General features: G+C 51.7%; 28 protein-coding genes. 7 read left to right on the forward strand and 21 right to left on the reverse strand.

All coding sequences use genetic code 11. The annotated features are described in order from the left end of the window. Window positions 1–149 precede the first annotated feature (149 nt). The gene (locus EKM84_RS01025) at window positions 150–566 is read left to right on the forward strand and encodes a cytidine deaminase family protein (protein WP_125762760.1); all 417 of its coding nucleotides are present in this window, start codon (window positions 150–152) and stop codon (window positions 564–566) included. A gap of 162 nt (window positions 567–728) precedes the next feature. Further along, window positions 729–899 carry a hypothetical protein gene (locus EKM84_RS14100; protein ID WP_164511266.1) on the forward strand — a complete coding sequence of 57 codons (171 nt, stop codon included), beginning with the start codon at window positions 729–731 and terminating at the stop codon, window positions 897–899. Between the two features lie 182 nt (window positions 900–1081). On the opposite strand, the gene recO is transcribed toward EKM84_RS14100, so the two are convergent. The 7 genes from recO to EKM84_RS01065 all read right to left on the reverse strand — a co-directional run bounded on the left by recO (window position 1082) and on the right by EKM84_RS01065 (window position 6144). Then, complete coding sequence (recO, locus tag EKM84_RS01035; RefSeq protein ID WP_191988052.1) at window positions 1082–1876, reverse strand: DNA repair protein RecO; 795 nt, start codon at window positions 1874–1876, stop codon at window positions 1082–1084. A 14-nt stretch (window positions 1877–1890) separates the two neighbouring features. After that, complete coding sequence (gene era / locus EKM84_RS01040; RefSeq protein ID WP_125762762.1) at window positions 1891–2796, reverse strand: GTPase Era; 906 nt, start codon at window positions 2794–2796, stop codon at window positions 1891–1893. Between the two features lie 9 nt (window positions 2797–2805). Next, window positions 2806–3210: a diacylglycerol kinase family protein gene (locus EKM84_RS01045; protein WP_125762764.1), complete on the reverse strand. Its 405-nt coding sequence runs from the start codon at window positions 3208–3210 to the stop codon at window positions 2806–2808. Beyond that, window positions 3188–3676 (reverse strand): rRNA maturation RNase YbeY, encoded by a 489-nt coding sequence (gene ybeY, locus EKM84_RS01050; RefSeq protein ID WP_125762766.1) that lies wholly within the window; start codon window positions 3674–3676, stop codon window positions 3188–3190. Before ybeY ends, EKM84_RS01045 begins: the two co-directional genes overlap by 23 nt. Then, window positions 3676–4662: a PhoH family protein gene (locus EKM84_RS01055; RefSeq protein ID WP_125762768.1), complete on the reverse strand. Its 987-nt coding sequence runs from the start codon at window positions 4660–4662 to the stop codon at window positions 3676–3678. Before EKM84_RS01055 ends, ybeY begins: the two co-directional genes overlap by 1 nt. A gap of 169 nt (window positions 4663–4831) precedes the next feature. Beyond that, a complete protein-coding gene (locus EKM84_RS01060; protein WP_164511267.1) occupies window positions 4832–5311 on the reverse strand; it encodes a GNAT family N-acetyltransferase in 480 nt (159 codons plus the stop codon). A 386-nt stretch (window positions 5312–5697) separates the two neighbouring features. Continuing rightward, entirely contained in the window at window positions 5698–6144 is a 447-nt protein-coding gene (locus tag EKM84_RS01065) for a GatB/YqeY domain-containing protein (RefSeq protein WP_125762772.1), read from the reverse strand. Between the two features lie 190 nt (window positions 6145–6334). Here EKM84_RS01065 and EKM84_RS01070 point away from each other — a divergent pair, with 190 nt between their 5' ends. Next, window positions 6335–7366 (forward strand): zinc-binding alcohol dehydrogenase family protein, encoded by a 1032-nt coding sequence (locus EKM84_RS01070; RefSeq protein WP_164511274.1) that lies wholly within the window; start codon window positions 6335–6337, stop codon window positions 7364–7366. A gap of 106 nt (window positions 7367–7472) precedes the next feature. Here EKM84_RS01070 and rpsU read toward each other — a convergent pair whose 3' ends face one another. Further along, a complete protein-coding gene (rpsU, locus tag EKM84_RS01075; protein ID WP_011667518.1) occupies window positions 7473–7661 on the reverse strand; it encodes a 30S ribosomal protein S21 in 189 nt (62 codons plus the stop codon). 181 nt (window positions 7662–7842) lie between these two features. Here rpsU and EKM84_RS01080 point away from each other — a divergent pair, with 181 nt between their 5' ends. Then, window positions 7843–8670 (forward strand): pyruvate, water dikinase regulatory protein, encoded by an 828-nt coding sequence (locus EKM84_RS01080; protein WP_125762776.1) that lies wholly within the window; start codon window positions 7843–7845, stop codon window positions 8668–8670. Window positions 8671–8733: 63 nt separating this feature from the next. On the opposite strand, the gene EKM84_RS01085 is transcribed toward EKM84_RS01080, so the two are convergent. The 7 genes from EKM84_RS01085 to msrA form a co-directional block, all read right to left on the reverse strand. Further along, window positions 8734–9663: a deoxyribonuclease IV gene (locus EKM84_RS01085; RefSeq protein WP_125762778.1), complete on the reverse strand. Its 930-nt coding sequence runs from the start codon at window positions 9661–9663 to the stop codon at window positions 8734–8736. 157 nt (window positions 9664–9820) lie between these two features. After that, window positions 9821–11041: an RNA-guided endonuclease TnpB family protein gene (locus EKM84_RS01090; protein WP_125762782.1), complete on the reverse strand. Its 1221-nt coding sequence runs from the start codon at window positions 11039–11041 to the stop codon at window positions 9821–9823. A 130-nt stretch (window positions 11042–11171) separates the two neighbouring features. Continuing rightward, window positions 11172–12377, reverse strand: a complete 1206-nt coding sequence (locus tag EKM84_RS01095) for a CDP-glycerol glycerophosphotransferase family protein (RefSeq protein ID WP_125762784.1) — start codon at window positions 12375–12377, stop codon at window positions 11172–11174. A gap of 20 nt (window positions 12378–12397) precedes the next feature. After that, window positions 12398–13207, reverse strand: coding sequence for an ABC transporter permease (locus EKM84_RS01100; RefSeq protein WP_125762786.1), 810 nt, complete (start codon window positions 13205–13207; stop codon window positions 12398–12400). Window positions 13208–13227: 20 nt separating this feature from the next. Continuing rightward, entirely contained in the window at window positions 13228–14376 is a 1149-nt protein-coding gene (locus tag EKM84_RS01105) for a CDP-glycerol glycerophosphotransferase family protein (protein ID WP_225418107.1), read from the reverse strand. A gap of 233 nt (window positions 14377–14609) precedes the next feature. Then, window positions 14610–15485 (reverse strand): YitT family protein, encoded by an 876-nt coding sequence (locus EKM84_RS01110; RefSeq protein ID WP_125762790.1) that lies wholly within the window; start codon window positions 15483–15485, stop codon window positions 14610–14612. A gap of 110 nt (window positions 15486–15595) precedes the next feature. Next, window positions 15596–16123 (reverse strand): peptide-methionine (S)-S-oxide reductase MsrA, encoded by a 528-nt coding sequence (gene msrA / locus EKM84_RS01115; RefSeq protein ID WP_125762792.1) that lies wholly within the window; start codon window positions 16121–16123, stop codon window positions 15596–15598. Between the two features lie 337 nt (window positions 16124–16460). Between msrA and EKM84_RS01120 the strand changes: the two genes are divergently transcribed. Continuing rightward, window positions 16461–17015 carry a hypothetical protein gene (locus EKM84_RS01120; protein ID WP_125762794.1) on the forward strand — a complete coding sequence of 185 codons (555 nt, stop codon included), beginning with the start codon at window positions 16461–16463 and terminating at the stop codon, window positions 17013–17015. 366 nt (window positions 17016–17381) lie between these two features. Here EKM84_RS01120 and aspS read toward each other — a convergent pair whose 3' ends face one another. Then, complete coding sequence (gene aspS / locus EKM84_RS01125) at window positions 17382–19169, reverse strand: aspartate--tRNA ligase (RefSeq protein WP_125763258.1); 1788 nt, start codon at window positions 19167–19169, stop codon at window positions 17382–17384. Window positions 19170–19194: 25 nt separating this feature from the next. Then, window positions 19195–20490 carry a histidine--tRNA ligase gene (gene hisS, locus EKM84_RS01130; RefSeq protein ID WP_125762796.1) on the reverse strand — a complete coding sequence of 432 codons (1296 nt, stop codon included), beginning with the start codon at window positions 20488–20490 and terminating at the stop codon, window positions 19195–19197. A gap of 403 nt (window positions 20491–20893) precedes the next feature. On the opposite strand from hisS, the gene EKM84_RS01135 reads away from it, so the two are divergent. Beyond that, complete coding sequence (locus EKM84_RS01135; protein WP_125762798.1) at window positions 20894–21745, forward strand: N-acetylmuramoyl-L-alanine amidase; 852 nt, start codon at window positions 20894–20896, stop codon at window positions 21743–21745. A 24-nt stretch (window positions 21746–21769) separates the two neighbouring features. Then, on the forward strand, window positions 21770–22612 hold the full coding sequence (locus EKM84_RS01140) for a fructosamine kinase family protein (RefSeq protein WP_125762800.1): 843 nt from the start codon (window positions 21770–21772) through the stop codon (window positions 22610–22612). A gap of 151 nt (window positions 22613–22763) precedes the next feature. Here the strand turns inward: EKM84_RS01140 and EKM84_RS01145 are convergent, their stop codons facing one another. The 4 genes from EKM84_RS01145 to EKM84_RS01160 all read right to left on the reverse strand — a co-directional run bounded on the left by EKM84_RS01145 (window position 22764) and on the right by EKM84_RS01160 (window position 26905). Continuing rightward, complete coding sequence (locus EKM84_RS01145) at window positions 22764–23120, reverse strand: hypothetical protein (protein ID WP_125762801.1); 357 nt, start codon at window positions 23118–23120, stop codon at window positions 22764–22766. Window positions 23121–23258: 138 nt separating this feature from the next. Beyond that, a complete protein-coding gene (locus tag EKM84_RS01150; protein ID WP_125762803.1) occupies window positions 23259–23903 on the reverse strand; it encodes an HAD-IA family hydrolase in 645 nt (214 codons plus the stop codon). 306 nt (window positions 23904–24209) lie between these two features. After that, a complete protein-coding gene (gene dtd / locus EKM84_RS01155; protein ID WP_125762805.1) occupies window positions 24210–24656 on the reverse strand; it encodes a D-aminoacyl-tRNA deacylase in 447 nt (148 codons plus the stop codon). A gap of 14 nt (window positions 24657–24670) precedes the next feature. Continuing rightward, window positions 24671–26905 carry a RelA/SpoT family protein gene (locus tag EKM84_RS01160; RefSeq protein WP_125762807.1) on the reverse strand — a complete coding sequence of 745 codons (2235 nt, stop codon included), beginning with the start codon at window positions 26903–26905 and terminating at the stop codon, window positions 24671–24673. Between the last annotated feature and the right edge of the window lie 6 nt (window positions 26906–26911).

A 26911-nucleotide genomic window follows, 5' to 3' on the forward strand; every position in this document is an offset into this window, starting at 1 on the left:
CGACAATCGCCTACCTTAATCATATCTATCCACTAAGGGACTACTTATCATATTGATTTTACGAATGGAATATCCACCCGCCAACTGTTCTGCACTACCGATTGGTTTGTGCTAAAATTAACCTTAATTTTATTGGGAGGTGATTGCTTTTGGACATTTGGGAACAGCTTTACCAGGCGGCAAAACCGCTCTACCACCCGGAAGCCGTCAATGAGTTTATCTACGCACACAACGTGGTCTGTGCGTTGCAAAGTAAGTCTGGCCAAATTTTCACAGGATTTTGCATCGAGGGCTTGTCCGGCACCCTTAACCTCTGCGCTGAACGAGTCGCATTGCTCAACATGTACACGACTAGTAGTGAAACAGAAGTCCAACGCTTAATCGCCTTTCGCGACGCCCCACCAACCGGCATCAGCGGCATGCCCTGTGGTGTTTGTCGCGAAACTCTCTTGCAGTTTTCACCCAACAACCGCCACACCCAGATCATGGCCGACTATGCGACCAGACGGACCGTCACCCTAGATGACCTCCTCCCAGGTTGGTGGGGCGACATCAAGACAAGCTAATGTATACAAAAAAAACTGATTGGTATTTTCTGTTGAAGTTTTCGGTCTTCTAACCCATTAATTCACTGGCAGCAACCTGCTACAATCACGATGCACAAGCACAGGTGACTTCCCAGTGTAAGGGATAATTGTTGATTGAGCACCCTCAGCATGATATTATGCATGAGTAAACGAAAAGACCTGGTGGTTGCACACCAGGCCCTCTCACAGCAAGCCGCTTTAAAGGCGGTAGCTAGAGACAAAACGACAACTAAGACGTCCCGTAACCGGCCAAAGTTACATCGGGGCGGCTTTTTATTTGTGCTTGTCAATGCACGTCAGCAACGCTATTAAAAACGTGCCAAACAGTAACATCAACGAAAGTGCCTGAAACACACTCACTGACTGCGAAACCTTTCAAAGATTGTCCCATGTCCCCAACAAAATACCGTTCAGAATTTCCAAAATGGAAAAACTGAACGGTATTTTTGTGTTTCCTTTTATATTTAACGTTTTCACCAGCCGGAGGAGTTGTTTTAGCTTTCCGTCTTCGGTGGTGTCATCAGGCGCGCCGACCACGACTGCATCTGATCCAAGAACCGCTTGCTCTTAGGATGCACCCCAATCTGACTATCATAGATCTCATCCATCAGCTGGCGCAGCGCATGCTCCGTCTGCGGTTTCACGTTGATCGAATGGACCCGGTCCAAGTCAATCACGGAGAACTGGCGCAAATAGTAAATCGTGCGCTGAGCCAGGTGCAGGCGCCGCGGGTCCATTTGCCAATGCTGCTGACACAACAGGCCCCCGTAGCTTTCCGAGTAGTCAAATGGCAGGTCCGTGCGCCCACAAATGGCACACCCCTGCAACTGCGGCGCGACCCCAAAGGCCGGCATCAATTGAATTTCCATGATGTTGGTGACGATTGACGGGTTCACCCCATCGTCGATCAGGGTCAGTGCGCGCTGAACGCGGTGGTACCAGTCCGGTAGCGGTTGGCTGTCCGGAAAGGCCTGATCGACCAGACTCATGATATAGGTGGCGTAGGCATTTTTGAAAATGTCCCCACTAATATTTTGATACTGGTTGGTCTCCCTGGCCGTGCGAATGTACGACAGCCCGTCGTCGGCGATATCACCGACATAGCTACCGACCGTGAACGGCAGGATGTCCGCCACCATCTTGAAGCCCTTCTTCTTGGCGCCACGCACCAGAAACATTTTCTTGCCAAACTCCGCCGTTAAAAACTTAATCAGGAAATCCCGTTCGGCATAGTCCCGGCGAAAAAGGAGGATGCCGTGAAAATCAGTCACGTTTCGTGCCACAGCCATCCCCACTTTCTAGTTTATAAATCGTCCTTGCGGTACCCGTAGCTCTTCAACAGGGTCGCCTTGTCACGCCAGTTAGGTTGCACCTTGACCCACAACTGGAGGTAAACCTTGCTCCCCAGCAGGTGTTCGATGTCTTGGCGCGCCATGGTCCCAATCTTCTTGAGCATGCTACCGCCCTTACCGATCATGATTCCCTTTTGGGTTGGCCGTTCCACGATAATCGTGGCTTCGATGTGCACGTGGTCCTCGTCTTTTTGCTTCATGCTTTCGATTTCCACGGCAACTGAGTGCGGCACTTCTTCACGCGTCAACATGAAAATCTTTTCCCGAATCAATTCGCTAACGACGAACCGTTCTGGGTGATCGGTCACTTGGTCAGCCGGGTAGTATTGCGGCCCATTTGGCATGTGGTCGACTAATCCCGTCAACAGTTCATCAACGTTGTTTCCTTCGAGAGCTGAGATGGGGTAAACGGCCTTCCAATCCAGCGCCGTTTGGTACTGTTCCATCACGGGCAACAGGTCGTCCGGCTTAACTTGGTCGATCTTGTTGATCAACAGGTAAACGGGCGCCTTGACGTTCTTTAAGCGATCGATGATAAAGTTGTCGCCGGCCCCCCGCTTTTCAGCGGCGTTGACCATGAACAAAACGGCATCGACTTCGTTTAACGCGGACATGGCCGACTGCACCATGTAGTCGCCCAGCTTACTCTTAGGCTTGTGAACCCCGGGCGTATCGATGAAGACGATTTGCGCCTCATCCGTCGTGTAAATACCTTGAATCTTGTTCCGCGTCGTTTGGGCCGTGTTTGACATGATGGCAATTTTCTGGCCGATCACGCGGTTCAAAAACGTTGACTTACCCACGTTTGGCCGCCCAACAATGGCGACGAAACCTGATTTGTAATCTGGATTATCCATAATTTCCTCCTAGAACCAACGCAATAACGCTGGCAACATCACTAACGCGCCGACGATGACGGCAAAGATGGCGGCCATCAAGACCCCACCCGCTGCCACGTCCTTCGCCCGTTTCGCCAAGTCATGGTAGGTTTCCCCCACAACCAGGTCAACGACGGCCTCCACGATGGTATTGAGCGTTTCCGCAATCAATACCAAGAAGATGGCCAAGACGAGCCACAACCACTCGTTTAGACTCAGCCGCAAAATCAGCCCGGCAATTACCGCCAGGCTCCCCACGACCAAGTGCTTGCGAAAGTTACGCTCATAGTGAAAGAGCGCTCGCAGGCCATCCCACGCGTGGCCTAACGACTGGCTAAAGGCGCGATTCTTCCCCGTTTGCCGGGTAGGCTTACCGCTTGAGGCCATAGGCATCTAAAATGTCGGCCTGGAGCTTGAACATGACTTTCTCATCTTCGGGCTCCATGTGGTCGTAGCCGTTCAAATGCAGGAAGCCGTGGACCACGAGAAAACCAAGTTCCCGTTCGTAGGAATGGCCCAGGTACTCCGCTTGTTCTTCAACCTTATCCATGGACACAAAGATATCCCCAATGTTTTCGGGAATCTCGGCGGCCATTTCGTCATCCATGACCAAGGGAAAATCATCGTCCGCGTCCTCGCCGTCTTCAATCGCAAAACTGATGACGTCGGTGGCCCGGTCAACCCCACGGTACTGCTTGTTAATGCGGTGAATATCTTCGTTGTTCATTAAAGTGACGGACATTTCCGTATTTTCTGCCAGTTTCAGGTACTTCCCGGCATATTCCAGAACGTCTTTGATCATGTCGACGTGCTTTGCGGGCACGCCATCTTGGGTTTTATCGTAAATCTCTAGATCCATTATTTTTTAGCTCCATTTGGTTTAGTATCGTTGGCTTCGTAAGCGTTAATGATGCGCGCAACCACGGGGTGACGGACAACGTCATCCGAATTAAAGGTCACAAAATTGATATGGGACACGTTTTGCAAGATGTGTTGGGCCTGAACTAATCCGGACTTGGCATTATTGGGCAGGTCAATCTGGGAGATATCCCCGTTGACGATCATCTTTGATCCGAAGCCCAGCCGCGTCAGGAACATCTTCATCTGCATGTTGGTCGTGTTTTGGGCTTCATCCAAAATGACGAAGGCTGACTCCAACGTCCGCCCACGCATGTAGGCCAGTGGCGCAATTTCAATGACGCCTCGGTCCATCAAGCGTGTCGTGTGTTCGGCACCCAGAATGGCGTACAAGGCATCGTAGATTGGCCGCAGGTAGGGATCAACCTTTTCCTTCAAATCCCCGGGCAGGAACCCCAGGCTTTCACCGGCTTCAACGGCCGGCCGAGTGATGATCAGTTTTTCCACATCCCCATGCTTTAACGCCGCCACAGCCATGACCACGGCCAGGTAAGTCTTCCCGGTTCCGGCAGGCCCAATGCCGAAGGTAATATCATTATGCTTGATGGAGTCGATGTACTGGCGTTGGCCAAAGTTCTTGACCCGCACCGCGCGACCCTTGGCATCGTTAATTAATTTTTCAGTGTAAAAATCCTTGAAATAAGTCAAGGTCCCCTTATTTGCCATCTTCATGGCACTGATGACGTCGGCACTATTTAACTTAATGCCCTTAGCCAACAGGTCACTCATGTTGCGCAGAATAGCCAGCGTTTGGTTGACGGCCTCAGCCGCACCAGAGACTTTGATTGAATTGCCGAAGGGCTTGATGACGACATTTTGCCCCTCTTCCAGGATGGTGACAAACTGATCTTGGGTCCCCAACAGGCCGACTTCGTCCTCAGGGCGTTCCAAGATATACTCTTTTTCAATCGTTGCGTTCTCAGTCAATACGGTGGCTCCTTTGTCTTTAGATTTTAAGTCTTTCGCGTTGTGCCTGGTCTCCACATTAGCGGTCAATGGCGCACCGGTCCCCCAACATAGCGCGGACTTCTAATACTCAAATTTTAGCATACCACCGGGGATTGTAAAAGGATTCGGCGCGAAAAGTCGTGACGGGTCATTCATGCGGCAGTTTGGGGAGGTGGATGGGCCGTTCCAGAACCAACCGATCACGTAAAATTAACCCGTTCTCCACAATGGTTTGCGGATAGTTTTGCGTAAAGTAATCGGGTTCCACGGCAATCACGCGAAAGCCCTGCTGCTGATACAAATACAGCTGTGTGAGGCTGGTCGTCCCGGTCGCGATGCGTAACGTTCGGTAGCCGTGTTCAATCGCCCACTGATAGGCAAACGTCAGGAGCGCCCGTCCGTAGCCATGGCGTTGCTTAGCGGGGGTCACCGCAATCGCCATGACCTCGACCACGCGAGGTGCAAACCGTTTCACCACCAGTATCCCCGCCAACCCAGTCACATCATTGGCCGCATAAACGGCACTTTGCGGCAGATACGTCTCAACTAACGTTTGGTTGGGGTCCGCCAGCAACACTAACTTTAGTTGTTCAGGCGTCGGCTCGGTCACGCGTTCATAAGTTAACACGCTCGTCATCCTCCTTAGAAAAAAGGCCCCCACGAAAAATTCGCAGCGGCCCCGTTGATGGCATTCCTTAACGAACGCCACCAACAACAATTTAATTTATTTGTAGATTACGTCATTCGCTAACCGACAAATTAATCCTTGCCAGCATAAACCAAGACCGATCCGCCAGTTGAACTGTCAGCGCCAGTCTCAGTGACCAGAGGCGAATCAAGCTTCCCAGCTGTGTCGATGTTCTAAGTTGCGTGATTTTCGCAACTTAGAACATGGGCCGACCTTGGAAACTCGCGATTCTCAGCGAGGTTTCAAGGCGAGGTGCAGGACCGCTCCTCAGGCCGGAACCGTGCCCCACAGCAGGGTAGCTTGAATTCGCCGCCGGGAACGAGCGCCTACTTGTTCAACTGTGCCTTAACCGTCTGGTTGACGATGGCACCGTCGGCTTTGCCCTTAACTTGAGGCATCACCACGCCCATGACCTTACCGAAATCGCCCATGCCGCTGGCAGAGACCTTGGCAATGCTGTCGGCAACGATCTTCGCAATGTCGTCTTCGCTCAATTGCTTAGGTGCGTACTTTTCAACGATGGCGATTTCAGCCTTCACGCCTTCAACCAAGTCATCGCGGTTACCCTTGGCAAATTCTGCCATGGATTCCTTGCGTTGCTTCAATTCGCGAGAAACGATCGTTAATTCTTCGTCTTCGCTTAAGTCGTGGCCTTGCTTGACCTTTTCGTTGGTCAAAGCGGCCTTCATCATTCGGATAACGTTCAAGGAAAGCTTATCGTGGGCCTTCATGGCCGTCTTTAAATCAGTGTTGAGTTGGGTTTCTAAACTCATTGTGTTTCCTCCTAAAAGTCGTAATTACTATTAAGTCTACACCTATTTTCAACGAACGTCAGGTATTCGCTGCTAATTTTTGCTTGTGTGCCGGCGCGCACCTGATGGTCCGGGATAACATGATTGTCTTTCACTGCCGAAATGGTATTCTGGCCTTAACAACAGAAAGGAAGATTCTAATATGACAGATATGCGGGCAATTGGTTTTACTCAGAAATTACCCATCGCAGACGACACCAGCTTGGTCGAGTTCTTCGCGCCCAAGCCCACCCCGACCGGCCACGATTTACTCGTCAAGGTCGTGGCCACCTCGGTCAACCCGGTCGACACCGCCGTGCGCCGCGGGACGACCGGTGTGTTGCCAGCACCCAAGGTCCTCGGCTTTGATGCTTACGGCATTGTGGACGCCGTGGGTGACGCTGTCAGCCTGTTTCAGCCCGGTGACCGCGTCTGGTACGCTGGGTCGGTCAAACGGCCAGGGACGGACAGTGAGTACCATTTAGTGGACGAACGCATCGTGGGTCCCGCACCGAAAAAATTAACGCCCGCCGAAATGGCCGCGATGCCCCTGACATCCCTAACCGCGTGGGAAGCCTCGTTTGAACAAATGCCCATCGACGTCGACGCACCGCAGGCCAACGCTGGCAAAACCATTCTGATCATCAACGGTGCGGGAGGCGTCGGGTCAATGGCCACTCAGTTCGCCCACCTGGCCGGACTGACCGTCATTGCCACGGCCTCGCGACCCGAGACGATTGCCTGGACCCAGAACCACGGTGCGGATCACGTGGTCAACCACCGCGAAGACTTGGTGCCCCAGGTTCAGGCCCTCGGGTACCCGACCGTCGATTACATCTTGGAGCTAAGCAACCTGAATCAGCACTGGCCGGAAATCGTGTCGTTGATTGCGCCCAGCGGATCCATCGTGTCCATCACGGGCAGTGACACACCAATTGACCTGCGTGCGTTGAAACAAAAGCGCGCGACCTTCGCCTGGGAGTGGATGTTCACCAAGTCCTACTTCGGCACGCCGGACATGCTGAGCCAACACGATATTCTGACGCGGGTGGCCCAGCTGGTCGACGACGGTCAAATCGTGACGACACTGACGCAGACCTTTGCCCCCATCACCGCGGCTAACTTGCGGACCGCGCACGAGCTGGTCGAATCCAATCGCATGATTGGGAAGGTCGTCTTGACCAACGAAAGCGAGCCTGACTAACTATTTTCGTGTATTCATCCATTTGCTGAATAACTATTCAAAAACAGCACAAAAAAATCGCTGAACCTTAAGTTCAACGATTTTTTGTTAACTTTGCAAAAAGAGCTTAGAAACGCTTCTTCTTGGCTTTACGCTTACGCGCAGCTTCTGATTTTAACTTTTTCTTCACACTTGGTTTTTCGTAAAATTCACGTTTACGGTATTCTTGTAAAGTACCGCTACGGGAAACCGTACGTTTGAAGCGCCGAAGAGCGTCGTCAAAAGACTCGTTTTTGCGAACGACTGTCTTTGCCATATAAAATTCCCTCCCTCCGAGCACAAGTAATAACGTCGGTTAGAATTTCTTCCACCGGCGTAACGGTTCTTAACTATTATACATAAACACCCAAACCGCGTCAATAACACAAGCAAATAAATTTGAACCGTTTTATCTCCCGGGGTACACTAGAAGAAAACGTCAGAGGAGTTGCTCGCCCATGCAACAGATTACAATTTTCGTTATCTCAGACTCATCCGGTGAAACCGCCCTCACCGTTGCGCAGACGGCTGTTTCCCAGTACCCCGCGGTTCAGGCCAGCTATCAACGCTTCCCGTTCATCCAAACGGACTCAATTTTGGATGGTATTTTGAACCTTGCCAAGAAGCAACGCGCGATGATTTTTCACACGTTAGTCAGTCCCAAATTAAGCCAGCGGGTCCGCGAATTTGCTGCAAAAAATTTATTACAACAGTTCGATTGCATCCAACCGGCCATGGCTGTCATGCATCAAGCCACCGGTTTGGAGCCAGAGGGTGTGCCTGGCCTGGTCCACAACTTGAATGATACCTACTTTGATCGCATCGCGGCCATGGAATTTGCCGTGACCTACGACGACGGGAAGGATCCGACCGGCCTACTGAAGGCGGACATCGTGATTCTCGGCGTTTCCCGGACGTCTAAGACCCCGCTGTCCCTCTTCCTGGCCAACCGGAACCTCCGTGTCGCCAACCTGCCCCTATCGCCTAAGACGCAGTTACCCGACGAGCTCTGGCAGGTCGACCCCAAGCGGATCTTCGGGCTGACCAACAAGCCCAACATTCTGCGAAAAATTCGTCAGGAACGGATGATTTCTTACGGCTTGCCCGCCGACAGCGCCTATTCCGATGCGGATAAGATTACTGAAGAATTGGATTACGCCCAAAAGCTCTATAAAAAGATTGGCTGCCTCGTGATTGACGTCTCCAACAAGTCAATCGAAGAAACGGCCACGTTGATCATGGAAAGTGTGGATTACGATTTGATTCCCCACCCACTGGCCGATTAACGTCATTATAAAAGCTGCGATTTCATTCCCACTCAGTGTGGCAGTGAAATCGCAGCTTTTTGATTACCGTTTTAGAAATTCATCGACCGGTTTGGCCGCCAACGCATCGGCTTCCAGGTCCGGATTGAACCGTTGGGCCTTGAGCATGGCCACCTCATAACCGTGAGGATTGACGCCGTGCTTGCGGTCCGGGCCAATGACTGGCGTCTCCATGATTTTGGGGACCGTCGTCAGTTGGGGATGGTGGGCCACGCCGTTCAAGACGTCAAAGCCCAACGTCCCATAACCGATGTTGGTGTGGCGGTCCTTGTGACTACCCTGAGGATTCTTGGAGTCGTTCAAATGGATCACCTTGAGTTTGTCCAGCCCGATGACGTGGTCAAATTCCTTGAGCACGCCGTCGAAGTCCCCGTCAATGTCGTAACCGGCATCGCTGGTATGACAGGTGTCAAAGCACACCGACAAGCGGTCGTTATGGCTCGTAGCATCCATGATGGCCGCCAATTGCTCAAAGGTTCGACCGACCTCGGTGCCCTTGCCCGCCATGGTTTCCAGCGCAATCTGCACGGGTTCCGTGGCCGCGGCCAGGATTTCATCGAGTCCCTGGGCAATCTGGGCAATGGCCGCGTCGGGACCGGCGCCCACGTGCGCACCCGGATGCAAGACGATTTGGGTGGCCCCCAGGGCGGCGGCGCGGTGAACCTCCGCCGTCAGGAATTCCACGGCAAAGCCATAGTTCTGCGGCTTGGTTGTGTTGCCCAAGTTCACCACGTAGGGTGCGTGCACAACGACGGCCCGTTGCTGGTGGTCCGCCATGTAGGCCTTCCCCGCGTCAATGTTCAGCTCGTCAATTGGTTTGCGCCGCGTGTTCTGAGGTGCGCCCGTGTAGATCATGAACACATTTTCACCAAAGCTGGCGGCCTCCTGGGCGGACCCCAACAACATGTCCTTGCCCTTCATGCTCACGTGTGAACCGATTAAAAATTCTGCCATTAGTTACCCTTCCCTTCGTCAAATGCCCCTGAATAAATTCAGAGGCTTGTCGCTCACGTGTCTGACGACACAGTAGTCCAGCATGCCAGCTAGGCACTCCTACTCGTAGTGGCAACATCATCGGGTAATTGACAGTTACCCGTTTAACTATCGGGATTTACCCAATAGCTGTTAGTTTTTTGATTTTTGGTCGTTTGATACCACTCAGCCACTCTTGACCAAGCATTTCAATATTCATTGCCCCTAATCGGTCATCATTACTCCGATACTGGCATTGAGCACACCAATACTCATGCGTTTCATGGTGACGATTAGTTTTCTCAACCAGCCCACACTTGGGGCATCTCTGTGAGGTAAATGCGGGGTTCACTTTCACGACGGTACTTTGAATAGCCTGAGCCTTGTATGTTAAAAAAGACTCTAGCTGGAAAAAGGACCAAGAACGATGGCTATTACGCAAAGACTTAGGTAAATCATCGGTATTGAATGTTACGTTGGTTAAGTCTTCCAAAACAAAAAGTGTATGCGAACCATATAGGGCAACGAGTGTCTTGGCTATCCGGTGATTCACATCGGACATCCAGCGGTTCTCTCGTTGAGCTAGTTGCTTAAGTTTTTTCTTGGTAGACTTGGTACCCTTACTTTGTAGTTGTCGCCGGATTTCTAGGAACTTCTTTCGCTTGCGTAAAACTTTCTGGCCGTCAAAGAACAATGTCTTGCCCAAGTGATCATAGATTGTTGCCAGAAAGCGTAAACCACGGTCGATGCCGACAATCTTCGGACAGCCCTGTTTGTCAAAGTCATCAACTTCTTTGGTGATGCCAATATGGAGAAACCACTTACCACGATTGTGGACCAATTTGGCAGTACCAAATTTCCAATCTCCGTGAAAATAGTCTTCGAAGCCTTTGTCGGTAAAGCACAGTTTCGTCCGCTTACCCAGGGTGGTGATTGAGATTCGGTTCATCTCATCCACAAAGGAATAATTTTTTTGCCGAACTAGATCTGCCTGTGGTCGACGAAAATGGATGGGCTTCACCAACCAAGTCAAGTCCCTGGGAACCTGAATCCACTTGTTGTCTTCATTCTTATAACGGCGTGGATGTTGCTCCATTTGTTTCTGAACAGTTTTGTAACGCGCTGTGACCGTTCGAAAGACAGACTGAATCATCTGACTGTTCAACGGCGATTCTTGTCTGAAAACTTGGTATAGCTGGTGATTGATTTTTAACCAACTTAACGGAAACTCGTGGTCAAAGATCCATTGACTGACAATGTTAGCTAATCGTTGATACTCCCGGCTCATTGCTAAAAATTCCGTCGACTGTTTAGTGTCTGGATAGAGTCGTAATTTAATCGTTCGACCTAGCTTAACCAATGACTACCTCCCCTGAAGATTGGTCTTAGTATACCATGTTTGACCGTTCAATAGGGGAACATATGTTTTAGAAAACGTTAAGTTCTAGCCTTCATCCCGCGATTGAAATCGCAGGTTTCCTGCTAAGTTTTTAATGACTGATGACGTCAACGACCCGCCGACTGGCCGTGCCATCTTCCCACTCACAAAACTTGTGATAAAAGGCGGCCTGGCGTTCTTCATAGCCGGCAAAAGCGCCGGTCTCCCGCCAGCCATCGAGTTGCTGGTAAAAAGCCGCAGCCGTGGTCACCAGCGGTCCCGGAATTTCCCGTTCATAGTCAAAGTAAAAGCCGCGGAGCTGGTCGCGATAATGCGCCAGGTCATAGGCAAAGAACAGTTCTGGTCGTTTCAGGTTAGCGAAGTCAAACATGACCGAGGAGTAGTCCGTAATCAAGAGGTCGGAGATCAGGTAAAGCTGGGCAATATCGGTCTCGGCCAACACGGTCACCCGGTCTTCATAGCCGTGGATATCGATGGCGTCCTTGACCAGATAATGGGGCCGAATGATTAGATGCGTCCCCGCCGGCACGTGGTTAAAGAACTCGCCCAGATCAAATGGCAGGTCAAAGCGATACACGCCCGGCCGTACCGCCATATCATCGCGCCAGGTCGGCGCATAGGTCACGACGGGTCCGCTCACGGCACCTAACAGGCGTTGCTTCAGGGCTAATACCTCGTCTTGACTCGTCGTGTAGAGCACGTCGTTTCGGGGATACCCAATCGACAGAAACTGGTTTTTAAACCCGAAGGCCGATTTGAAAATATCCTGCGAATACTGGTTCGGTGCAATCAAATAGTCCCAGCGATGGGCCGCCGTGATAAATTCGTGGTGGTAATCCGCCGTGCTGGTCCCGGGAATCGCCACGTGGGCAATGTCCGCACCCAACTTTTTCAGTGGCGTGCCGTGCCAGGTCTGAATGACGGTCGTCCGGCGGTTCTGATGCCACCAGTTCGGTAGCCGAGAATTCAACACCCAAAACTCCGCCCGGGCCATCAGCGCGACCCACCGCGGTGTGAAACGCTTGACCAGATTGATCTCCGGGTATTTCGCGTGCAGGCTGGCAAATTCTCTCGGCTTGACGCTAAAGTAAGTCGTGCGCGCATAGTCCGGATGTTCCTTGACCAATTCGCGGTAGATTGCCGCCGGATTATCGTTGATATCCTTGCCGTTAAAACTTTCAAAAATCACTTGTCGTCGCTTGATGGGTAAACAAATAAGCCCACCGTTCAAGACGATGAGCCCATAGCGAGCAACAAGCTTCAATGACTGGACGAATCCGTGTGAACCTTTAGCCATTTGCGGTTGCTCCTTTCAGATTAAATTAAGTCGACGAACCGTGACCGGAACTTGTAGTGCAAGTGAGAGCCAATCAGCAGAACGAAGATGACGAATAACCAGAATTCCAAGGTCAACATCGGGTGTTGCCAGAACCAACCGGTCCCAATAAAGGATTCCCGGAACCCATTAACGATGTAATAGTACGGGTTCAGTTCCAATAAGTGGACGAATGGTGCTGGGAATGACGTGGTAACGAAGTTGAACAGTACGCCAGACACGTAGAATAACATCCGCATCACGGATTGTAACAGGATGTGGTAGTCCCGGACCAGCAAGCTAATGCAGGAGTTCAGGACCCCTAAGGCAACCAGCAGGCAAATCATGGCGAAGAAGTAGTAGATCCATTGGAACCACGAAACACTTGGGTAGACCCCATTTAGCAGACCAATAAAGATGGAGAAGACCATCATGGTCCAGAAGGAACTCAGGTTGCTGACGACCTTGATCGTTGGCAGTGCGGACACGGGGAACTTCATCTTAGCCACCATGTTGACCCGTTGGTAAATACTCTTAGACGCATCCAACGTGGCCCGGTTCATGAAGAACCATGGCGTGATCCCGATAACCATCCAAGGGAGGTAACCGACCCCATTTAGCGGTTGGCCATGCTTCAACCCAACACCGAAGACTAACCAGTAAATGGCGATCTGAATCAACGGGTATAGGTATTCCCAGGCTAAACCTAGGTAGTGACTCTGATAACTTGCTTGATCCTCGTAGCGCGAAATTCGGAAAATGATTCCGATACTCGAGAATTGTTCTTTAAATAAGGTCATGACCTCTTTCAAGGCACTGCACTCCTTTAACTTTAATCGGATAATAGCGCGACGTAACGGGCAACCACACGTTCAGTCGCGTGGCCGTCGTTGGCACTATTCCAATGTTGATTGAATTGGGTAAGCTCGGTAGCGGCATCCGCCTGGATGGCCGCTGCCAGTTGGGCATTGGTCGCTAAGGCCGGGCCCGGTAGCCAGTCCATCAGGTCCGGTTGCACACCCGGGTCCTGCTGGTAGGCTGGTAAATCAAATAGGTAAAACAGTAAGCTGTGGGCATTGGCTAACAAACTGTAGTCAAACGCCACCGATGAATAATCCGTGACCAACGTTTCGGTCACCGTTAACAGTGCCGCCGTGGACACGCCTGCCGCGTCGACCCCCTGCGCACCCAATTGCCGCTGGAAATCCTCTGCTTTGGTTGCCAACGCCGGATGTAACCTGAGCACGACCCGGGCATCCGGATCACGCCGGAGCGCTTGAGCCAAGCCCGCGGGCGGCGTAAAGGTCACGCCCTCCCGATAAGTTGGTGCATACAAGATCACGCGGTGCCCCTTTAAGGCTGGCAGTTCTTGCCAAACCCGCTGCTGGGTCTGTGCCACCCAGTTGGCGTCTTGTAAACGATCAGACCGGGGATACCCCAGGACCTGCATCCGGTCCAGCGGTGCCCGATAGCTGCTCGCAAACACCTGTCCCATGGCCGGTGCGCCGACCACGTACTCGTCAAAGTGGTCGTAAACCGCTTGAAAGCGGCGTTGATCACTGGCCGAACGGTCCGCCGTGGTGGGATCATCCCACCCAAAGCGCTTCACAGCCCCCGCGGCGTGCCACATCTGAACGATGCGCATCCGTCGGGGATGCCGTAAACCGCCTAGGAAGGCATAATAGTTGTCACAAAACAACACCCGGGCCCGCATCACTTGGCTAATGCCAGTAAACACAAAGCCCAGGCCGTCCGTAAACGGTCGAACCGTGATACCCGTCGCTGCCAGCTCGTCTGCGGCCGTCTGACAGCTGGGTCGATAAAAGACCAACAGTTGTCGGTCAGCCGGCATACCCGCTGCTAACGCCTTGATAAACGGGACGTTGTCACCGAAACTCATCAGGTAGACCACGTCACGTTGCCGTCGCCCCGACCAGAGTAGCGACATCAGTCGTACTAACCATAAATAAATCTCTTTCACGTTAATCACCAATATCACTAGATTTCGCTGTCCATAACACCGAGAATTATACCACATCTACCGGGATAACCTAGAGAATTTTACGAACCTTTAACACTTTACCCCTTCAGCCGTTGAAAATAGTTACTGGCCACTCGTTCCCGGCGGTGGGCTCAAGGGGGCCTGCTGTGGGGAACGGTTCCGCGCTGACGAATTAAAAAAGCCCGGACCCTCGTCCAGACTTTCCGTAAACTCTACCACTTAGGCTCGTAGAAGTGTCCCAACACCTTGACCGTATCCGAGATACTGACGAAGGCCTTTGGATCGGCCTCTTCCATCGCCGTTTCCAGTGCATCCATTTCGTAACGGGTAATGACCGTGAACAAGATGGTCTTCTCGTCGTGACGGTAGGCCCCTTCAGCACCGTGGACGATGGTAATCCCTCGGCGCATGTGATTTTGAATACTGTCGATCACCGTCTTCGGCCGGTCGGTAATGACCATGACCTGCATCCGCTGTTGGCGGGTAAACGTCATGTCGATGACCTTGGCGTTCACGAACAGGCCCAGCGCAGAATACAGCGCGTATGGCCAGCCGTAAACGAATCCGGCACTGATGACGATCAAACTGTTAAAGGCAATGTTGATGGTCCCCATGCTGCGGCCCGTCTTGCGCCGGAGCACGATGCCAATGATATCCAGCCCACCGGTTGAGATGCCATTTTTTAGGGCAAATCCAGTCCCAAATCCGTTGACGGCCCCACCAAAGATGGCACAGATGATGGGATCACTGGTCAAATGGACCGGTTGGATCACCCGGATCATCACGGACGCAAACAAAACACAAATAAAGGTAAAGACCGTAAAAGACTTACCAATCTGTTTCCAAGCTAGGAAAAACATGGGAATGTTGATCAGAAACAGCCCGAGGGCCGTCGTGATGTGAAACGCCCCCAACCCCGCCGTTAAACTGTTGACTAACTGCGCTAACCCGGTAACTCCGGAAGAATAAATATGTCCCGGCGTCCAGAAAAAGTTCACCGCAATCGACACCAGAACCCCGTAGAAGAACGCGACGGAGAACTTGGCCGTATAGGTATGCCGTTTAAACAACTGCTGCACATCATCCATGATTAAATACTCGACCTCGCTTATTTTTTGTCATACTTCATACTATGCTCGGCTTAGTATAGCATTTAATTAGCGTTCCGGCCACGGCAAAAGCCAGCTTTTAGCGACTTCTAATCTTCTTGCCAGTGTTGCTTGATAAATGCTTCACGACCGCCGGCTTCTTCTTGAGCCATGCGTTCCGGGTTTTTCTTATAGAATTGTTGGTGTCGTTCTTCCGCCGGATAGAAGGGCTGAACGACCTTAATCTGCGTCACAATAGGCTTGTCGAACTGTTCACGTTGTTGTAAAGCGTCGCGGGAATCGCGGGCGATTTGGGCCTGCTCGGCGCTATTGACGAAAATCACGGGCCGGTAATTGCTACCGCGGTCCTGAAACTGCCCGGCATCATCGGTCGGATCAGTTTGTTGCCAATACAACTCAACCAATTGCCGATAGCTCACCACGCTGGGGTCAAACCAGATTTTCACGGCCTCGGTGTGCCCGGTCGTTTGGCTCTTCACCTGTTCATAGGTTGGATTGGCGACGGTCCCACCGGTGTAGCCGGACAGAACTTTTTGAATCCCTGGGAAGGTATCAAATGGCCGGACCATGCACCAAAAACAGCCGCCAGCAAATGTTGCCGTTTCAATTTTACTCATCATAATCACTCCATTTTCTAATGTTATCAATTACACCGCTTTTTCATCAGTGGGTCAACCCCTTGGCCTGAAAATTACTTAGCGAAGCTTCACGTTCCCGGCGGCGGATTCAAGGTGCCCTGCTGTGGGGCCCGGTTCCAGCCTGAGAAGCGGTCCTCCACCTCGACTGGTCACCTTGATTCGCCTCCGATCACTGACATGAATTATTTATGGACAAAACTACATCTTTTAATTTTGTGCTTAAAAGGCTGTTACAGTAGGAATCCTTAAGTTGCCGGACATTCATTGGATGCTGTATAATTACCTCTATGAATAAAATGTTATGGAGGTATCCCAAATGGAAGAACTAATTATTCGAGCAGATGTCACGTGGTCAGAGATTGACGAGCGCGTAAACAAGATTTCAGAACTAGCTCACACAATTAATGATATGCCTGATCGAAAAGAGGCCTTGGCACATTTCAGAGTATTACGAGATAGCGTTAAAGATGATATGCATCGTCTAGGACTCGCAAGGAACGCCGATATTCTAAGAAATTGTGACCCTCTCAGATACTATCACAGCTACGGTGATCATATTCATTATACAAAATTCAATGTTGAAAATCTCAACTGGAATCTAGATGAATTTGATGAAGCTAAAATGTGGTATGAAGGTGCAGATCCACGAGCATACATCTTAATTGAAGGAGTTGTCGATAAGAAAACAACTGTCTTCAAGCCGGCTAAACCAATGAATCCATATAGCGTTGTTCCCTCTAACGCGGTTATACAGGCATTAGCAGCAGGCAAACGAATCCAATTACAGGCACCAAATTTAAAAACCACTAATGTTACTCTCAGTCCAGCCAATACTGGAGGCTCCAGATTATTTGTAGTCGAATTCAACTAACGTCCTTTGGGGCGTTTTTTATTTTGTAAAAATAAGATTTTGTGTTACCTCTCCATCAGTATATTCAATCAGTAATAAAAAACGGGACCCACCACCTACCTTAAAGGTAAGGATGAGTCCCGTGATTAAGTTGCTTAAAATTTGAAGAAACCGGTAGAAAATCAATTTCAGCTTAGCCGGAGGTCGACGGAAGACGCAGACCTGTGTCGGTGGCGTTAGTCGGCGTTTCTTGCCGGCTTACCCCACGGGACGTCTGGGAGACTCGCTCTTGGAGGCTTCCGGGCGAGGTTGAAGACCGCTCTTCGGCTTCGACCGGTCCCCACAGGCGGAGTCTTCCGTCGACCGTAGGCGAAAAAGCTTAATTGCTTATTCTTCCGTTTCGTCTTTTTTGGCGACGAGTAAGTCCAGGTCCAGCAATTGCTTGTCAGCAACCGTGGATGGCGCTTCAGTCATTGGTTCCGTGGCCTTCGAGTTCTTAGGGAAGGCAATCACGTCGCGGATGTTGTCGCGCTTAGCCAGCAAGCGGGCAAACCGATCCAACCCAATGGCCAGACCACCATGAGGCGGGAACCCGTAATCCAAGGCCTTTAGTAAGAAACCAAATTGCTTTTCAGCACGTTCTGGCGTAAAGCCTAAGGCCTTCAACATCTTCATTTGGAGTTCACGGGTGTGGATCCGGATGGAGCCCCCACCTAATTCCAAACCGTTTAAGATGATGTCGTAACTTTGGGCGTAGGCCTTGTGTGGGTCTTCGCCGTCGTTCAGGTAGTGCGCATCCCCTTCAGCAGGCATCGTGAATGGGTGATGGGCAGGAACCCACCGCTTCAAGTCGACATCGTAGTCGAACAATGGCCAGTTGACGATCCAGAGGAAGGCCCACTTGTTTTGGTCGATCATGTCTTGTTCCTTGGCGATAGCGACCCGCAGGTAACCCAACGTTTGGGCAACGACGCGCTTGGAGTCAGCAGCGAACAGCAACAGGTCGCCACTCTTGGCACCGGTCGCTTCGGTGATCTGCTTGAACCAGTCGCCTTCCTTGAAGAACTTCGCGATAGGACCGCTGAAGCCGTCGTCGGTGACCTTCATCCAAGCCAAGCCCTTAGCACCGAAGCGTTCGATGTATTGGCCGTACTTGTCGATGTCCTTCCGGCTGTACTTGTCAGCACCACCAGGAACGGCGATCGCCTTAACTTGGCCGCCGTCAGCAACGGCACCAGAGAAGACTTTAAAGTCGGTGTTGGCCATGATAGCCGACAGGTCCTTTAATTCCATCCCGAAACGAACGTCGGGTTGGTCGGTCCCAAAGCGAGCCATGGAATCGTCCCAGTCCATCCGTTCGAATGGCAGCTTGACGTCGACGTTTAACGTATCCTTCATGACCTTCGCAATCAGGCCTTCAGTCAGGTCTTGGATTTCCTCAGCCGTTAAGAAGGACGTTTCCAAGTCAATCTGGGTAAATTCAGGTTGACGGTCCCCCCGCAAGTCTTCGTCACGGAAGCAACGGGCGATTTGGTAGTAGCGGTCAAAGCCAGAACCCATCAGCAATTGCTTAAACAATTGTGGGGATTGTGGCAAGGCGTAGAAGTGACCTGGGTAGATCCGTGAAGGAACCAGGTAGTCCCGGGCCCCTTCTGGCGTGGACTTGGTCAAATCTGGCGTTTCAATGTCGATGAAGCCGTTTTGATCAAAGTAGCTGTGGACGGATTGAACGATCCGGTTCCGCAGTAACAGGCCCTTTTGCATTTCTGGCCGACGTAAGTCCAGGTAACGGTATTGCAGCCGCAAGTCATCAGAGGCGTTCACGCCGTCCTTGATTTCAAAGGGCAATTCCTTGGACTTGTTCAACAGGTTGATGCCGGTGACCCGGACTTCAACCTTCCCCGTCTTCATGTCGGGGTTAACTTCTTTAGGCGTCCGTGCAACGACTTGACCTTGCACTTCGATGACGTATTCGCTCCGTAAATGTTCAGCGACTTCCAGAGAGTCCTTGTCATATTCTTCACTGAAGACCAATTGGACGATGCCTTCGCGGTCGCGCAGATCGATAAAGATCAGGCCACCCAGGTTCCGGCGCTTTTGCACCCAACCCTTTAAGACAACGGTTTGGTCGAGGTATTGTTCGTCGACTAAACCGGCATACGTGGTGCGTTTCAAATTCTTTTCCATGTCTTTCCCTCTTTTATTTTGCCGTGAACTTGGTTGCCACGACGTTTTGAAAATCTTGATAAATGTCAGCTAATGGCACGCTGATTTCTTCACCCGTGGCCATGGACTTCAGGTTGGCCGTTTGATCGGCTAATTCCTGCTCCCCAATGGTCAAGGTGTAGGCGGCATCCAACCGGTTAGCCGTCTTGAACTGGGCCTTAGGCTTGCGGCTCAGGTAATCGCGGTCGGCGGTCAACCCAGCGGCGCGAATGGCCTGAACCAGCTTCAACGTCTCTAAGGACGTCTGGTCACCGATACCCACGACGTAAACGTCTAAGGGGTGATCATTTGGAATGGCAACCTTTTCAGCCTGCATCAGTAAGACCAGGCGTTCAACCCCTAGGCCAAAGCCGACACCGGACATGTCAGGGCCACCCAGCTCAGCGACCAGCCCGTTGTACCGGCCACCGGCCAAGACGGTCGTGTAGCCTTCGCCTAAGGCTGGTGAGTCGGCCATGATTTCAAAGATGGTGTGGTTGTAGTAATCCAACCCCCGCACCATGGTGGCGTCGACGTCATAGTCGATGCCTAAAGCGTCCAGGCTCGCCTTGACTTGGTCAAAATGGGCCGTGGCTTCCGGCGTCAAGAAGTCCAGGATGGACGGTGCGTCGGCCACGATTTCTTGGTCGTGCTTGTCCTTACTGTCGAGGACCCGCAGTGGATTCTTGTGTAACCGAACCTTGGAGTCGTCGCTCAGTTCATCAAAGTGGGGTTCCAAGAAGTCGATCAAAGCCTGACGGTAAGCGTCTCGGCTAGGCTTGTCACCCAACGTGTTCAACGCTAACCGTAAGTGGCTCAGACCTAGCTTGCTCAACAAGTTCATCCCTAAAGCAATGACTTCGACGTCCAGTTCGGGCGCATCACTACCGAAGGCTTCCACCCCGATTTGGTGGAATTGCCGTTGCCGACCTGATTGGGGCCGTTCGTAACGGAACATCGGGCCCATGTAGTAGACCTTGTAAGGCTTCTGCGTTTCGGGGCCGTAAAGTTTATTTTCAACAAATGCCCGAACCACACCGGCCGTTCCTTCTGGCCGCAAGGATAAGTGCCGATCCCCCTTATCCTTAAAGTCATACATTTCCTTGGTCACGATGTCCGAGGTATCCCCGGAAGTTCGTGAAAAGACTTCAAAGTTTTCAAACATAGGCGTCCGAATTTCCTTGAAGCGGTAATTAGCAAACAACTGGCGCGCGGTGGCCTCGACGAACTGCCAGGTCTCTGAATCTCCTGGTAAGATGTCCGCCGTTCCCTTTGGTCGTTGATAACGCATGAGCATTCTCCCTTCCTGCACCCACAGAAAATAAAAAACGCCCCTGTCAATAGACAAGGGCGCAGGTATGCACGGTACCACCTTTTAAATTTCTCTGCAGGATAACGTTGCAAACGAATGACGACGAGCGTCATTAGCCTCAAAAGTGTCTTCAAAGTTACACCGTTAGTCGCTCCCAGCAACGCGACCTCTCTGATAACGGGCATTCTCTTACTAATCTTTCTCATGGGCAATCTATTTTATTCTTCCTAAGAATACTGAAAATTAGGGGAAAAGTCAAGGTGGTTGCCAAACTTTTACCTGATTGATGAAAGCGGTCGTGGCCATATCTTAACGGGATTCTAACAAGCATTTTCACTCGCCGTGGTATAATAAAAACTAATTTACTAAAGGAGACCGTCACATGCATTTTAAACCTCGCAACTGGCCCGGGTTGGTCACCGGACTGATCATTCTCTTAGTCGCTGGAGGCTTGATTTTTGCCTTTATCCAGCACAATTCCGTCATCGCGACCGTCAGCAATATTAACCTGCGGAACGGCCCCGGCCTGACCTATTCTGTCACCCACAAGGTTAAAAAAGACAGTCGCTTGACCATTTTAGGCGAAAAGGATAACTGGTACCACGTGCGCGACAGTCAGAACCACTTTGGCTGGGTCGCTAGCTGGCTGGTCCAACACCCGGGTAACCTGAAGCGCGCCACCGCCCTGTCGGAAGCCACTATCGTCTTAGATCCCGGTCACGGGGGCAGCGATTCCGGCGCCCTCTCCATCGATCAGAACCACGACGAGAAAACGTACACGTTAGCCATGGCCCAACAGGTTGCCAAGCAGCTCCGTGCCCGAGGTGCCCACGTCATCATGACCCGTGACAGCGACAAGACCGTCAGCCTAGCCGACCGGCCCGCCCTTGCCAACACGGATCAGGCCAGCGCCTTCATCAGTTTTCACTTCGACTCGGCCCCGGCGGACAACCTCGGTTCCGGGACGACGACCTACTATTATCACCACGATACCTCGTATGAACTCGCCACGGACGTCAACAGTCAAATGGACGACCTGGGTCTCACCAACCGGGGCGTCAAGTACGGCAACTTTGAAGTCATTCGGGATAACAACCGGCCATCGCTGCTCTTGGAAATGGGTTACATCAACACCAAGAAGGATTTCAGCTACATCCGTAGCACCAGCTACCAAAAGGCCGTGGCCACCCGCGTGGTTGCCGGCCTCAGCAAGTATTTTCAAGCAGCCTCTTAATTTTTAGAAAGAAGATCTTCATCTATGACACTCACACCAGCTTGGTTGGCCCAACTACCACTGCCAAACGTTAGCGCAGCAACGCCGGTTTCCGGTGGCGACATCAACTTGGCCTACCGCCTAACCACGGCAGAGGGTCCCGCCTTCTTGTTAGTTCAACCGCAAACGCCGGCCAGCTTTTACAGCCACGAGGTTGCCGGACTCAAGGCACTCGGTCAAGCCGTGAACGTGCCCGACGTGTTAGCCACCGGCAACATCGACGGCGACGCCTACCTGGTTTTAGAATTTCTGGAAACCGGGCACGGGAGCCAGTACGAACTGGGTCAAGCCGTCGCCCGCGTTCACCGGGTCACGGCCCCGAAGTTTGGCTTTGACCAGGACAACCTCGTCGGCAAGCTCCCCAAGCACAATGATTGGCAAACGGATTGGACGACCTTTTATCTCCAACAACGCCTCGATCCGTTGGTGAAACGGGCACAGACCCATCACCTGTGGAACGACCAGCGCCAGGTCGCTTACGACCGGGTCCGTCAACACATCATCACCGAGAATCAGGACCGGCAAATCACGCCATCCCTGTTACACGGCGACTTGTGGTCGGGCAACTACCTGTTTACCGCCGATGGCACCCCCACGCTGATCGACCCCGACGTTTTATACGGTGACCGCGAGTTTGATATCGCCATGACCACCATCTTTGGTGGCTTCTCCGCCGACTTCTACCGCGGCTACACGGATGCCTACCCGTTTACGCCGGGGTATACGGACCGGTTGGCACACTACCAGCTGTATTACTTGTTGGCACATTTGAATTTGTTTGGAGAAACGTACGGTGGCGCGGTCGATGAAGTTCTTTCACGGGGATAAAGAGGCCGGGACATCACTCGGTTTCTATCGAAAACAGGAAGAAAATTCTCGACTTGAGAATTTTCTTCCTGTTTTTTGTCCATAACTTGCTGAATTCAAAATGTAAAAACAACTAGCGCCACGCGTAACTGACGATGATTCATTGTCGATGTCATTCTTTTAGCTTGAAATTGAGGGTCCACACAATTAATGCCAAAAATAATATCAGTAGAATAAAAATTCCTAGTCCCTGTGCCATCAAAAGAATCAGAATAGACACGACCAATGCCATTAGCACACACCAATTAGTTATTTTCTCAGATATTTGAAAACCCAGCCACAAGTTAATTAATATAAGGACCATCAGCACGACTTCTAACCACAGAAGTAAATCCGCCCAAATAAATGATGGCTCAACTGTTTCAACCGTATTAACTTCTGCATCGGCGTTTACCAGGTACCATAATCCCAAATAAATGGTTATCAGTGAAGCTAATATTCTTAATCCAATCGTTACTGCTTTTTTCATCGGACGCTCTTCCCCCTACGAACAACTTTTTTACCTGATAGCTGTAGGATAACGTAAACGATTCCTGAAATTTCCAACTAGCCCATGCGAGAATACACTATGAGCGTTTGACTTAACCTATTTTAAGGTTGTTTGTCGCTATTCTTCCGTTAACCAATCCTGCAGCTCAGCGTAACGAATCACGCGAATCTCTGGTTGGCTCTCATCAACAATCAAGTGCTCGGGGTCAAATAAGGCGCCCGCCATCCCCGCGCGGTGGCCCGCTTGGACATCCAGGTTACGGTCGCCAATCATCAGCGCATCCTCACGCTGAACGTCGTACTGCTTGGACAGGGCAATCAGACTGGTTGGGTCTGGCTTCCTAGGATAATCATCGTCGGCCGTGACGGCACCGGTAAAGTATTGCGCCAAATTCAACTGTGACAGCCGGTCCATCGCGTGATGATCCCGGTGCGTCAGCAAGAAGTTCCGGCCGCCCGCAGCAACGTTGGCCGCTAAGACCTCGGCGACACCAGCAAACGCTGGCGCATCCTTCAGTCGTGGCGCCGCTTCTTGCTGGTAAACCTTTGCCAAGCGCTCACGATTCAACCGAAATTCGGCGGTAAACCGTTGGAGGGCATTGCCCAGGCTGTGTTGGCGCATCGCCTTGTAAATCTCATCCTCGTCCAATTCAAAGTTATTGACGCCACAAGCCTCCAACGCGTCACAAAACGCCGCGACCATTCCCGGATAGGTATCCACGAGGGTGCCATCGAAGTCCCAAAATAATTGTTGATAGCGCATGCCGGTTCCTCCTTTAGAAAACGGCTAGTTTCTGTTGAGAAGCTAGCCGTTTTTGTGTTTTATTGATTTTGTTTTGTCGATTTGAAAATATTTCTGTGATATGCGAGGCAGTTAAATTTAACTGAACCCCGCTTGCTTTAGACCATTCAATTTGTTCTTCGCGGAACAATCCTGGTCCTGGCGGCCTCTGAAACGTGCTACACGAGCCAGACTCCTGCGCTTAACCCGGCTAAGAAAATATCCCAAATTCGGGGATATTCCCTTAGCCACGTTAATGCTCAGAGTCTAACCGGCTCGCTCCGCACTCTACTTCTCGTCCGTATCAAACCAAATCGTGACTGGTCCGTCGTTGATGAGGGCGACGCGCATGTTGGCGCCGAAGACCCCCGTCTCCACGTGACGGCCCGTTGCGGCGAGTTTCTCATTGAATTCATCGTAGATTTTTTCCGCGTGGGCGGGGTCGCCGGCGTCGACGAAGCTTGGCCGGTTGCCCTTCTTGGTGTTGGCGTACAACGTGAACTGGGAGACGGACAGGATGCTGCCATCCACGTCCTCGATGCTCTTGTTCATCTTGCCGTCTTCATCCTCGAAGACCCGTAGCTTAGTGATCTTGTGAACCAGGTAATCGACCTGTTCGCTGGTGTCGCTATCTTCTGCGCCCACCAGTAACAGATATCCCTGAGCAATGGACCCCTTCACGTCGCCTTCGACTAACACACTTGACTGTCTAACTCGTTGCAATAAAACGCGCATCGTTTGACCCTTCCTTAGTGGAACGCCCGCTTGACCACGTAGACGTCCGGAATATTTTTGATATTGTCCAAGATTCGCTGAAGCTCAAGCTGGTTTCGCGTCCCCAAGCTGATGGAAATGGTGGCCATCTTATTGTGGTCGACCTTCCCGTTGATGGACGTCAGGTACTTGGTATTGTTGTTAATCGTCCGTAACACATCGTTTAACAGCCCGTTACGGTTGTAACCTTGGACTTCAATGTCGGCGTTGTAATTGGTCTTGTCGCCGGCCTTGTTGCCCCAGCGCACGTCGACCAGCCGTTCACCATTCTGCTCAGCGTTCTTGACGTTTGGGCAATCCTGCCGGTGCACGGAGACCCCGCGGCCCTTAGTGATGTACCCCACAATGTCGTCGCCAGGCACGGGAGAACAACAGTGACTCAACCGAATCAACAGGTTATCCACGCCTTCAATGACCACGCCGTCGGAGTCCTTGGCCTTCTTCCGATCCTTCTTTTCACTATCAGGATCGTTCTTAATGGTCTGGTGCTCCTCCAGCAATTCCCGTTCCTCTTGCCGACGCCGCTCGTCTTCTTCTGCCTGCCGCACGCCCTCAGTCAAGCGGTTGGCAACCCCGCGAGGTTGTAAATCGCCAAACCCAATGGCGGCTAACAGGTCATCCGCGTGCTGGTAGTGCATCTTAGCGGTAACCTTGTCCAGGTTTTCCTTACTCATCAAGCCCTTTGGCTCGTAACCCAGGTCGCGAATCGTCCGCTCCACGGCGTCCTGGCCGGAGACAATATTTTGCTCCCGGTCGGCGGCTCTGAAGAACTGCTTGATCTTGTTGCGGGCCCGCCGCGTTGAGACCAGCTTGACCCAGTCCCGGCTAGGACCGGCCGAGCTGCTGGACGTGCGGATGTCCACGATGTCCCCATTTTTAATTTCGTAGTTCAAAGGCACAATCTTGCCGTTGATGGTGGCGCCGGTCGTGTGGTGCCCAACCTCGGTGTGGATGGCGTAGGCCATATCCAATGGTCCCGCCCCCTTAGGCAGCTCCAACACGTCGCCCTTAGGGGTAAACGCATAGACGTGGTCGCCAAAGAGTTCGCCCTTGACACTGTCCATGAAGTCGGAGGCGTCATCGGTATCTTCTTGCAGTTCGATAATGTGCTTGAACAAGTTCAGTTTGTCACCAGAATTGGTCTCTTGAACCTTGTCCGTGACCCCTTCCTTGTAAGCCCAGTGGGCCGCAACCCCGTATTCGGCCACGGCGTGCATTTCCTTAGTCCGAATCTGGACTTCCAGCGGCTTACCCTCGGGCCCAATCACCGTGGTATGCAGAGATTGGTACATGTTGGCCTTAGGCATCGCAATGTAGTCCTTGAACCGGCCGGGCATTGGCTTCCACTGGGAGTGAATGGCCCCCAGCACGGCATAACAGTCCTTAATGGTATCGACGATGACCCGAATGGCCAGCAAGTCATAGATTTGGCTAAATTGCTTGTGCTGGTCCTTCATCTTCCGGTAGACGGAGTAGATATGCTTCGGTCGACCGTAGATTTCGGGCGTCATTTTCAGATCCTTGATGGAGTCCTGAATATCCTTGATGGCCCCAGCAATGTACTGTTCCCGCTGGTCCCGCCGTGAATTCATCAGGTGGACGATGCGGTAATACTGTTGCGGGTTCAGGTACCGCAGTGAGATATCTTCAAGCTCCCACTTGATGGTACTGATCCCCAACCGGTCAGCCAGTGGCGCGTAAATTTCCAGCGTTTCATTAGCGATTCGCCGTTGCTTGTCTGGGCGCAGGTGTTCCAGCGTCCGCATGTTATGCAGCCGATCGGCCAGTTTGACGATCATGACCCGAATATCCTTGGACATGGCCAACAGGAGTTTTCGGTGATTTTCTGCCAACTGTTCTCGGTTAGACTTGTATTTAATTTTCCCCAGCTTGGTGACGCCGTCAACGATCAACGCCACGTCATCGCCAAATAGCTCCTGGACGTCACTCAAGGTGACCCCGGTGTCTTCCACAACATCATGCAGGAAGCCGGCCGAAACCGTTTCGGGATCCATGTTCAGGTCGGCTAAAATTCCCGCAACCTGAATGGGATGCATAATGTAGGGTTCGCCAGACTGACGTGTTTGATCCTTGTGCGCAACCGTCGCAAACTGGCAGGCTTTAACCACCATTTCAACGTGTTCCGCATTCATATATTTACCGACTCTGGCAATTACTTCTTTAGCCGTCCAGACACGTTCTTTGGTCATATGGAC

Origin of the sequence: Levilactobacillus mulengensis (genome assembly GCF_003946045.1) — a bacterium.
Classification (GTDB): domain Bacteria; phylum Bacillota; class Bacilli; order Lactobacillales; family Lactobacillaceae; genus Levilactobacillus; species Levilactobacillus mulengensis.

What these genes read in the sequence shown, in the direction of transcription:
- msrA (WP_125762792.1), bottom strand. Translation starts at nt 16,123, where the DNA reads ATGAGTAAAATTGAAACGGCAACATTTGCTGGCGGCTGTTTTTGGTGC.
- EKM84_RS01070 (WP_164511274.1), top strand. Translation starts at nt 6,335, where the DNA reads ATGCGGGCAATTGGTTTTACTCAGAAATTACCCATCGCAGACGACACC.
- EKM84_RS01120 (WP_125762794.1), top strand. Translation starts at nt 16,461, where the DNA reads ATGGAAGAACTAATTATTCGAGCAGATGTCACGTGGTCAGAGATTGAC.
- EKM84_RS01150 (WP_125762803.1), bottom strand. Translation starts at nt 23,903, where the DNA reads ATGCGCTATCAACAATTATTTTGGGACTTCGATGGCACCCTCGTGGAT.
- hisS (WP_125762796.1), bottom strand. Translation starts at nt 20,490, where the DNA reads ATGCGTTATCAACGACCAAAGGGAACGGCGGACATCTTACCAGGAGAT.
- EKM84_RS01045 (WP_125762764.1), bottom strand. Translation starts at nt 3,210, where the DNA reads ATGCCTATGGCCTCAAGCGGTAAGCCTACCCGGCAAACGGGGAAGAAT.
- EKM84_RS01095 (WP_125762784.1), bottom strand. Translation starts at nt 12,377, where the DNA reads ATGGCTAAAGGTTCACACGGATTCGTCCAGTCATTGAAGCTTGTTGCT.
- EKM84_RS01065 (WP_125762772.1), bottom strand. Translation starts at nt 6,144, where the DNA reads ATGAGTTTAGAAACCCAACTCAACACTGATTTAAAGACGGCCATGAAG.
- era (WP_125762762.1), bottom strand. Translation starts at nt 2,796, where the DNA reads ATGGATAATCCAGATTACAAATCAGGTTTCGTCGCCATTGTTGGGCGG.
- recO (WP_191988052.1), bottom strand. Translation starts at nt 1,876, where the DNA reads ATGGCTGTGGCACGAAACGTGACTGATTTTCACGGCATCCTCCTTTTT.
- EKM84_RS01110 (WP_125762790.1), bottom strand. Translation starts at nt 15,485, where the DNA reads ATGGATGATGTGCAGCAGTTGTTTAAACGGCATACCTATACGGCCAAG.
- EKM84_RS14100 (WP_164511266.1), top strand. Translation starts at nt 729, where the DNA reads ATGAGTAAACGAAAAGACCTGGTGGTTGCACACCAGGCCCTCTCACAG.
- EKM84_RS01145 (WP_125762801.1), bottom strand. Translation starts at nt 23,120, where the DNA reads ATGAAAAAAGCAGTAACGATTGGATTAAGAATATTAGCTTCACTGATA.
- EKM84_RS01085 (WP_125762778.1), bottom strand. Translation starts at nt 9,663, where the DNA reads ATGGCAGAATTTTTAATCGGTTCACACGTGAGCATGAAGGGCAAGGAC.
- EKM84_RS01135 (WP_125762798.1), top strand. Translation starts at nt 20,894, where the DNA reads ATGCATTTTAAACCTCGCAACTGGCCCGGGTTGGTCACCGGACTGATC.
- ybeY (WP_125762766.1), bottom strand. Translation starts at nt 3,676, where the DNA reads ATGGATCTAGAGATTTACGATAAAACCCAAGATGGCGTGCCCGCAAAG.
- EKM84_RS01140 (WP_125762800.1), top strand. Translation starts at nt 21,770, where the DNA reads ATGACACTCACACCAGCTTGGTTGGCCCAACTACCACTGCCAAACGTT.
- EKM84_RS01080 (WP_125762776.1), top strand. Translation starts at nt 7,843, where the DNA reads ATGCAACAGATTACAATTTTCGTTATCTCAGACTCATCCGGTGAAACC.
- dtd (WP_125762805.1), bottom strand. Translation starts at nt 24,656, where the DNA reads ATGCGCGTTTTATTGCAACGAGTTAGACAGTCAAGTGTGTTAGTCGAA.
- rpsU (WP_011667518.1), bottom strand. Translation starts at nt 7,661, where the DNA reads ATGGCAAAGACAGTCGTTCGCAAAAACGAGTCTTTTGACGACGCTCTT.
- EKM84_RS01160 (WP_125762807.1), bottom strand. Translation starts at nt 26,905, where the DNA reads ATGACCAAAGAACGTGTCTGGACGGCTAAAGAAGTAATTGCCAGAGTC.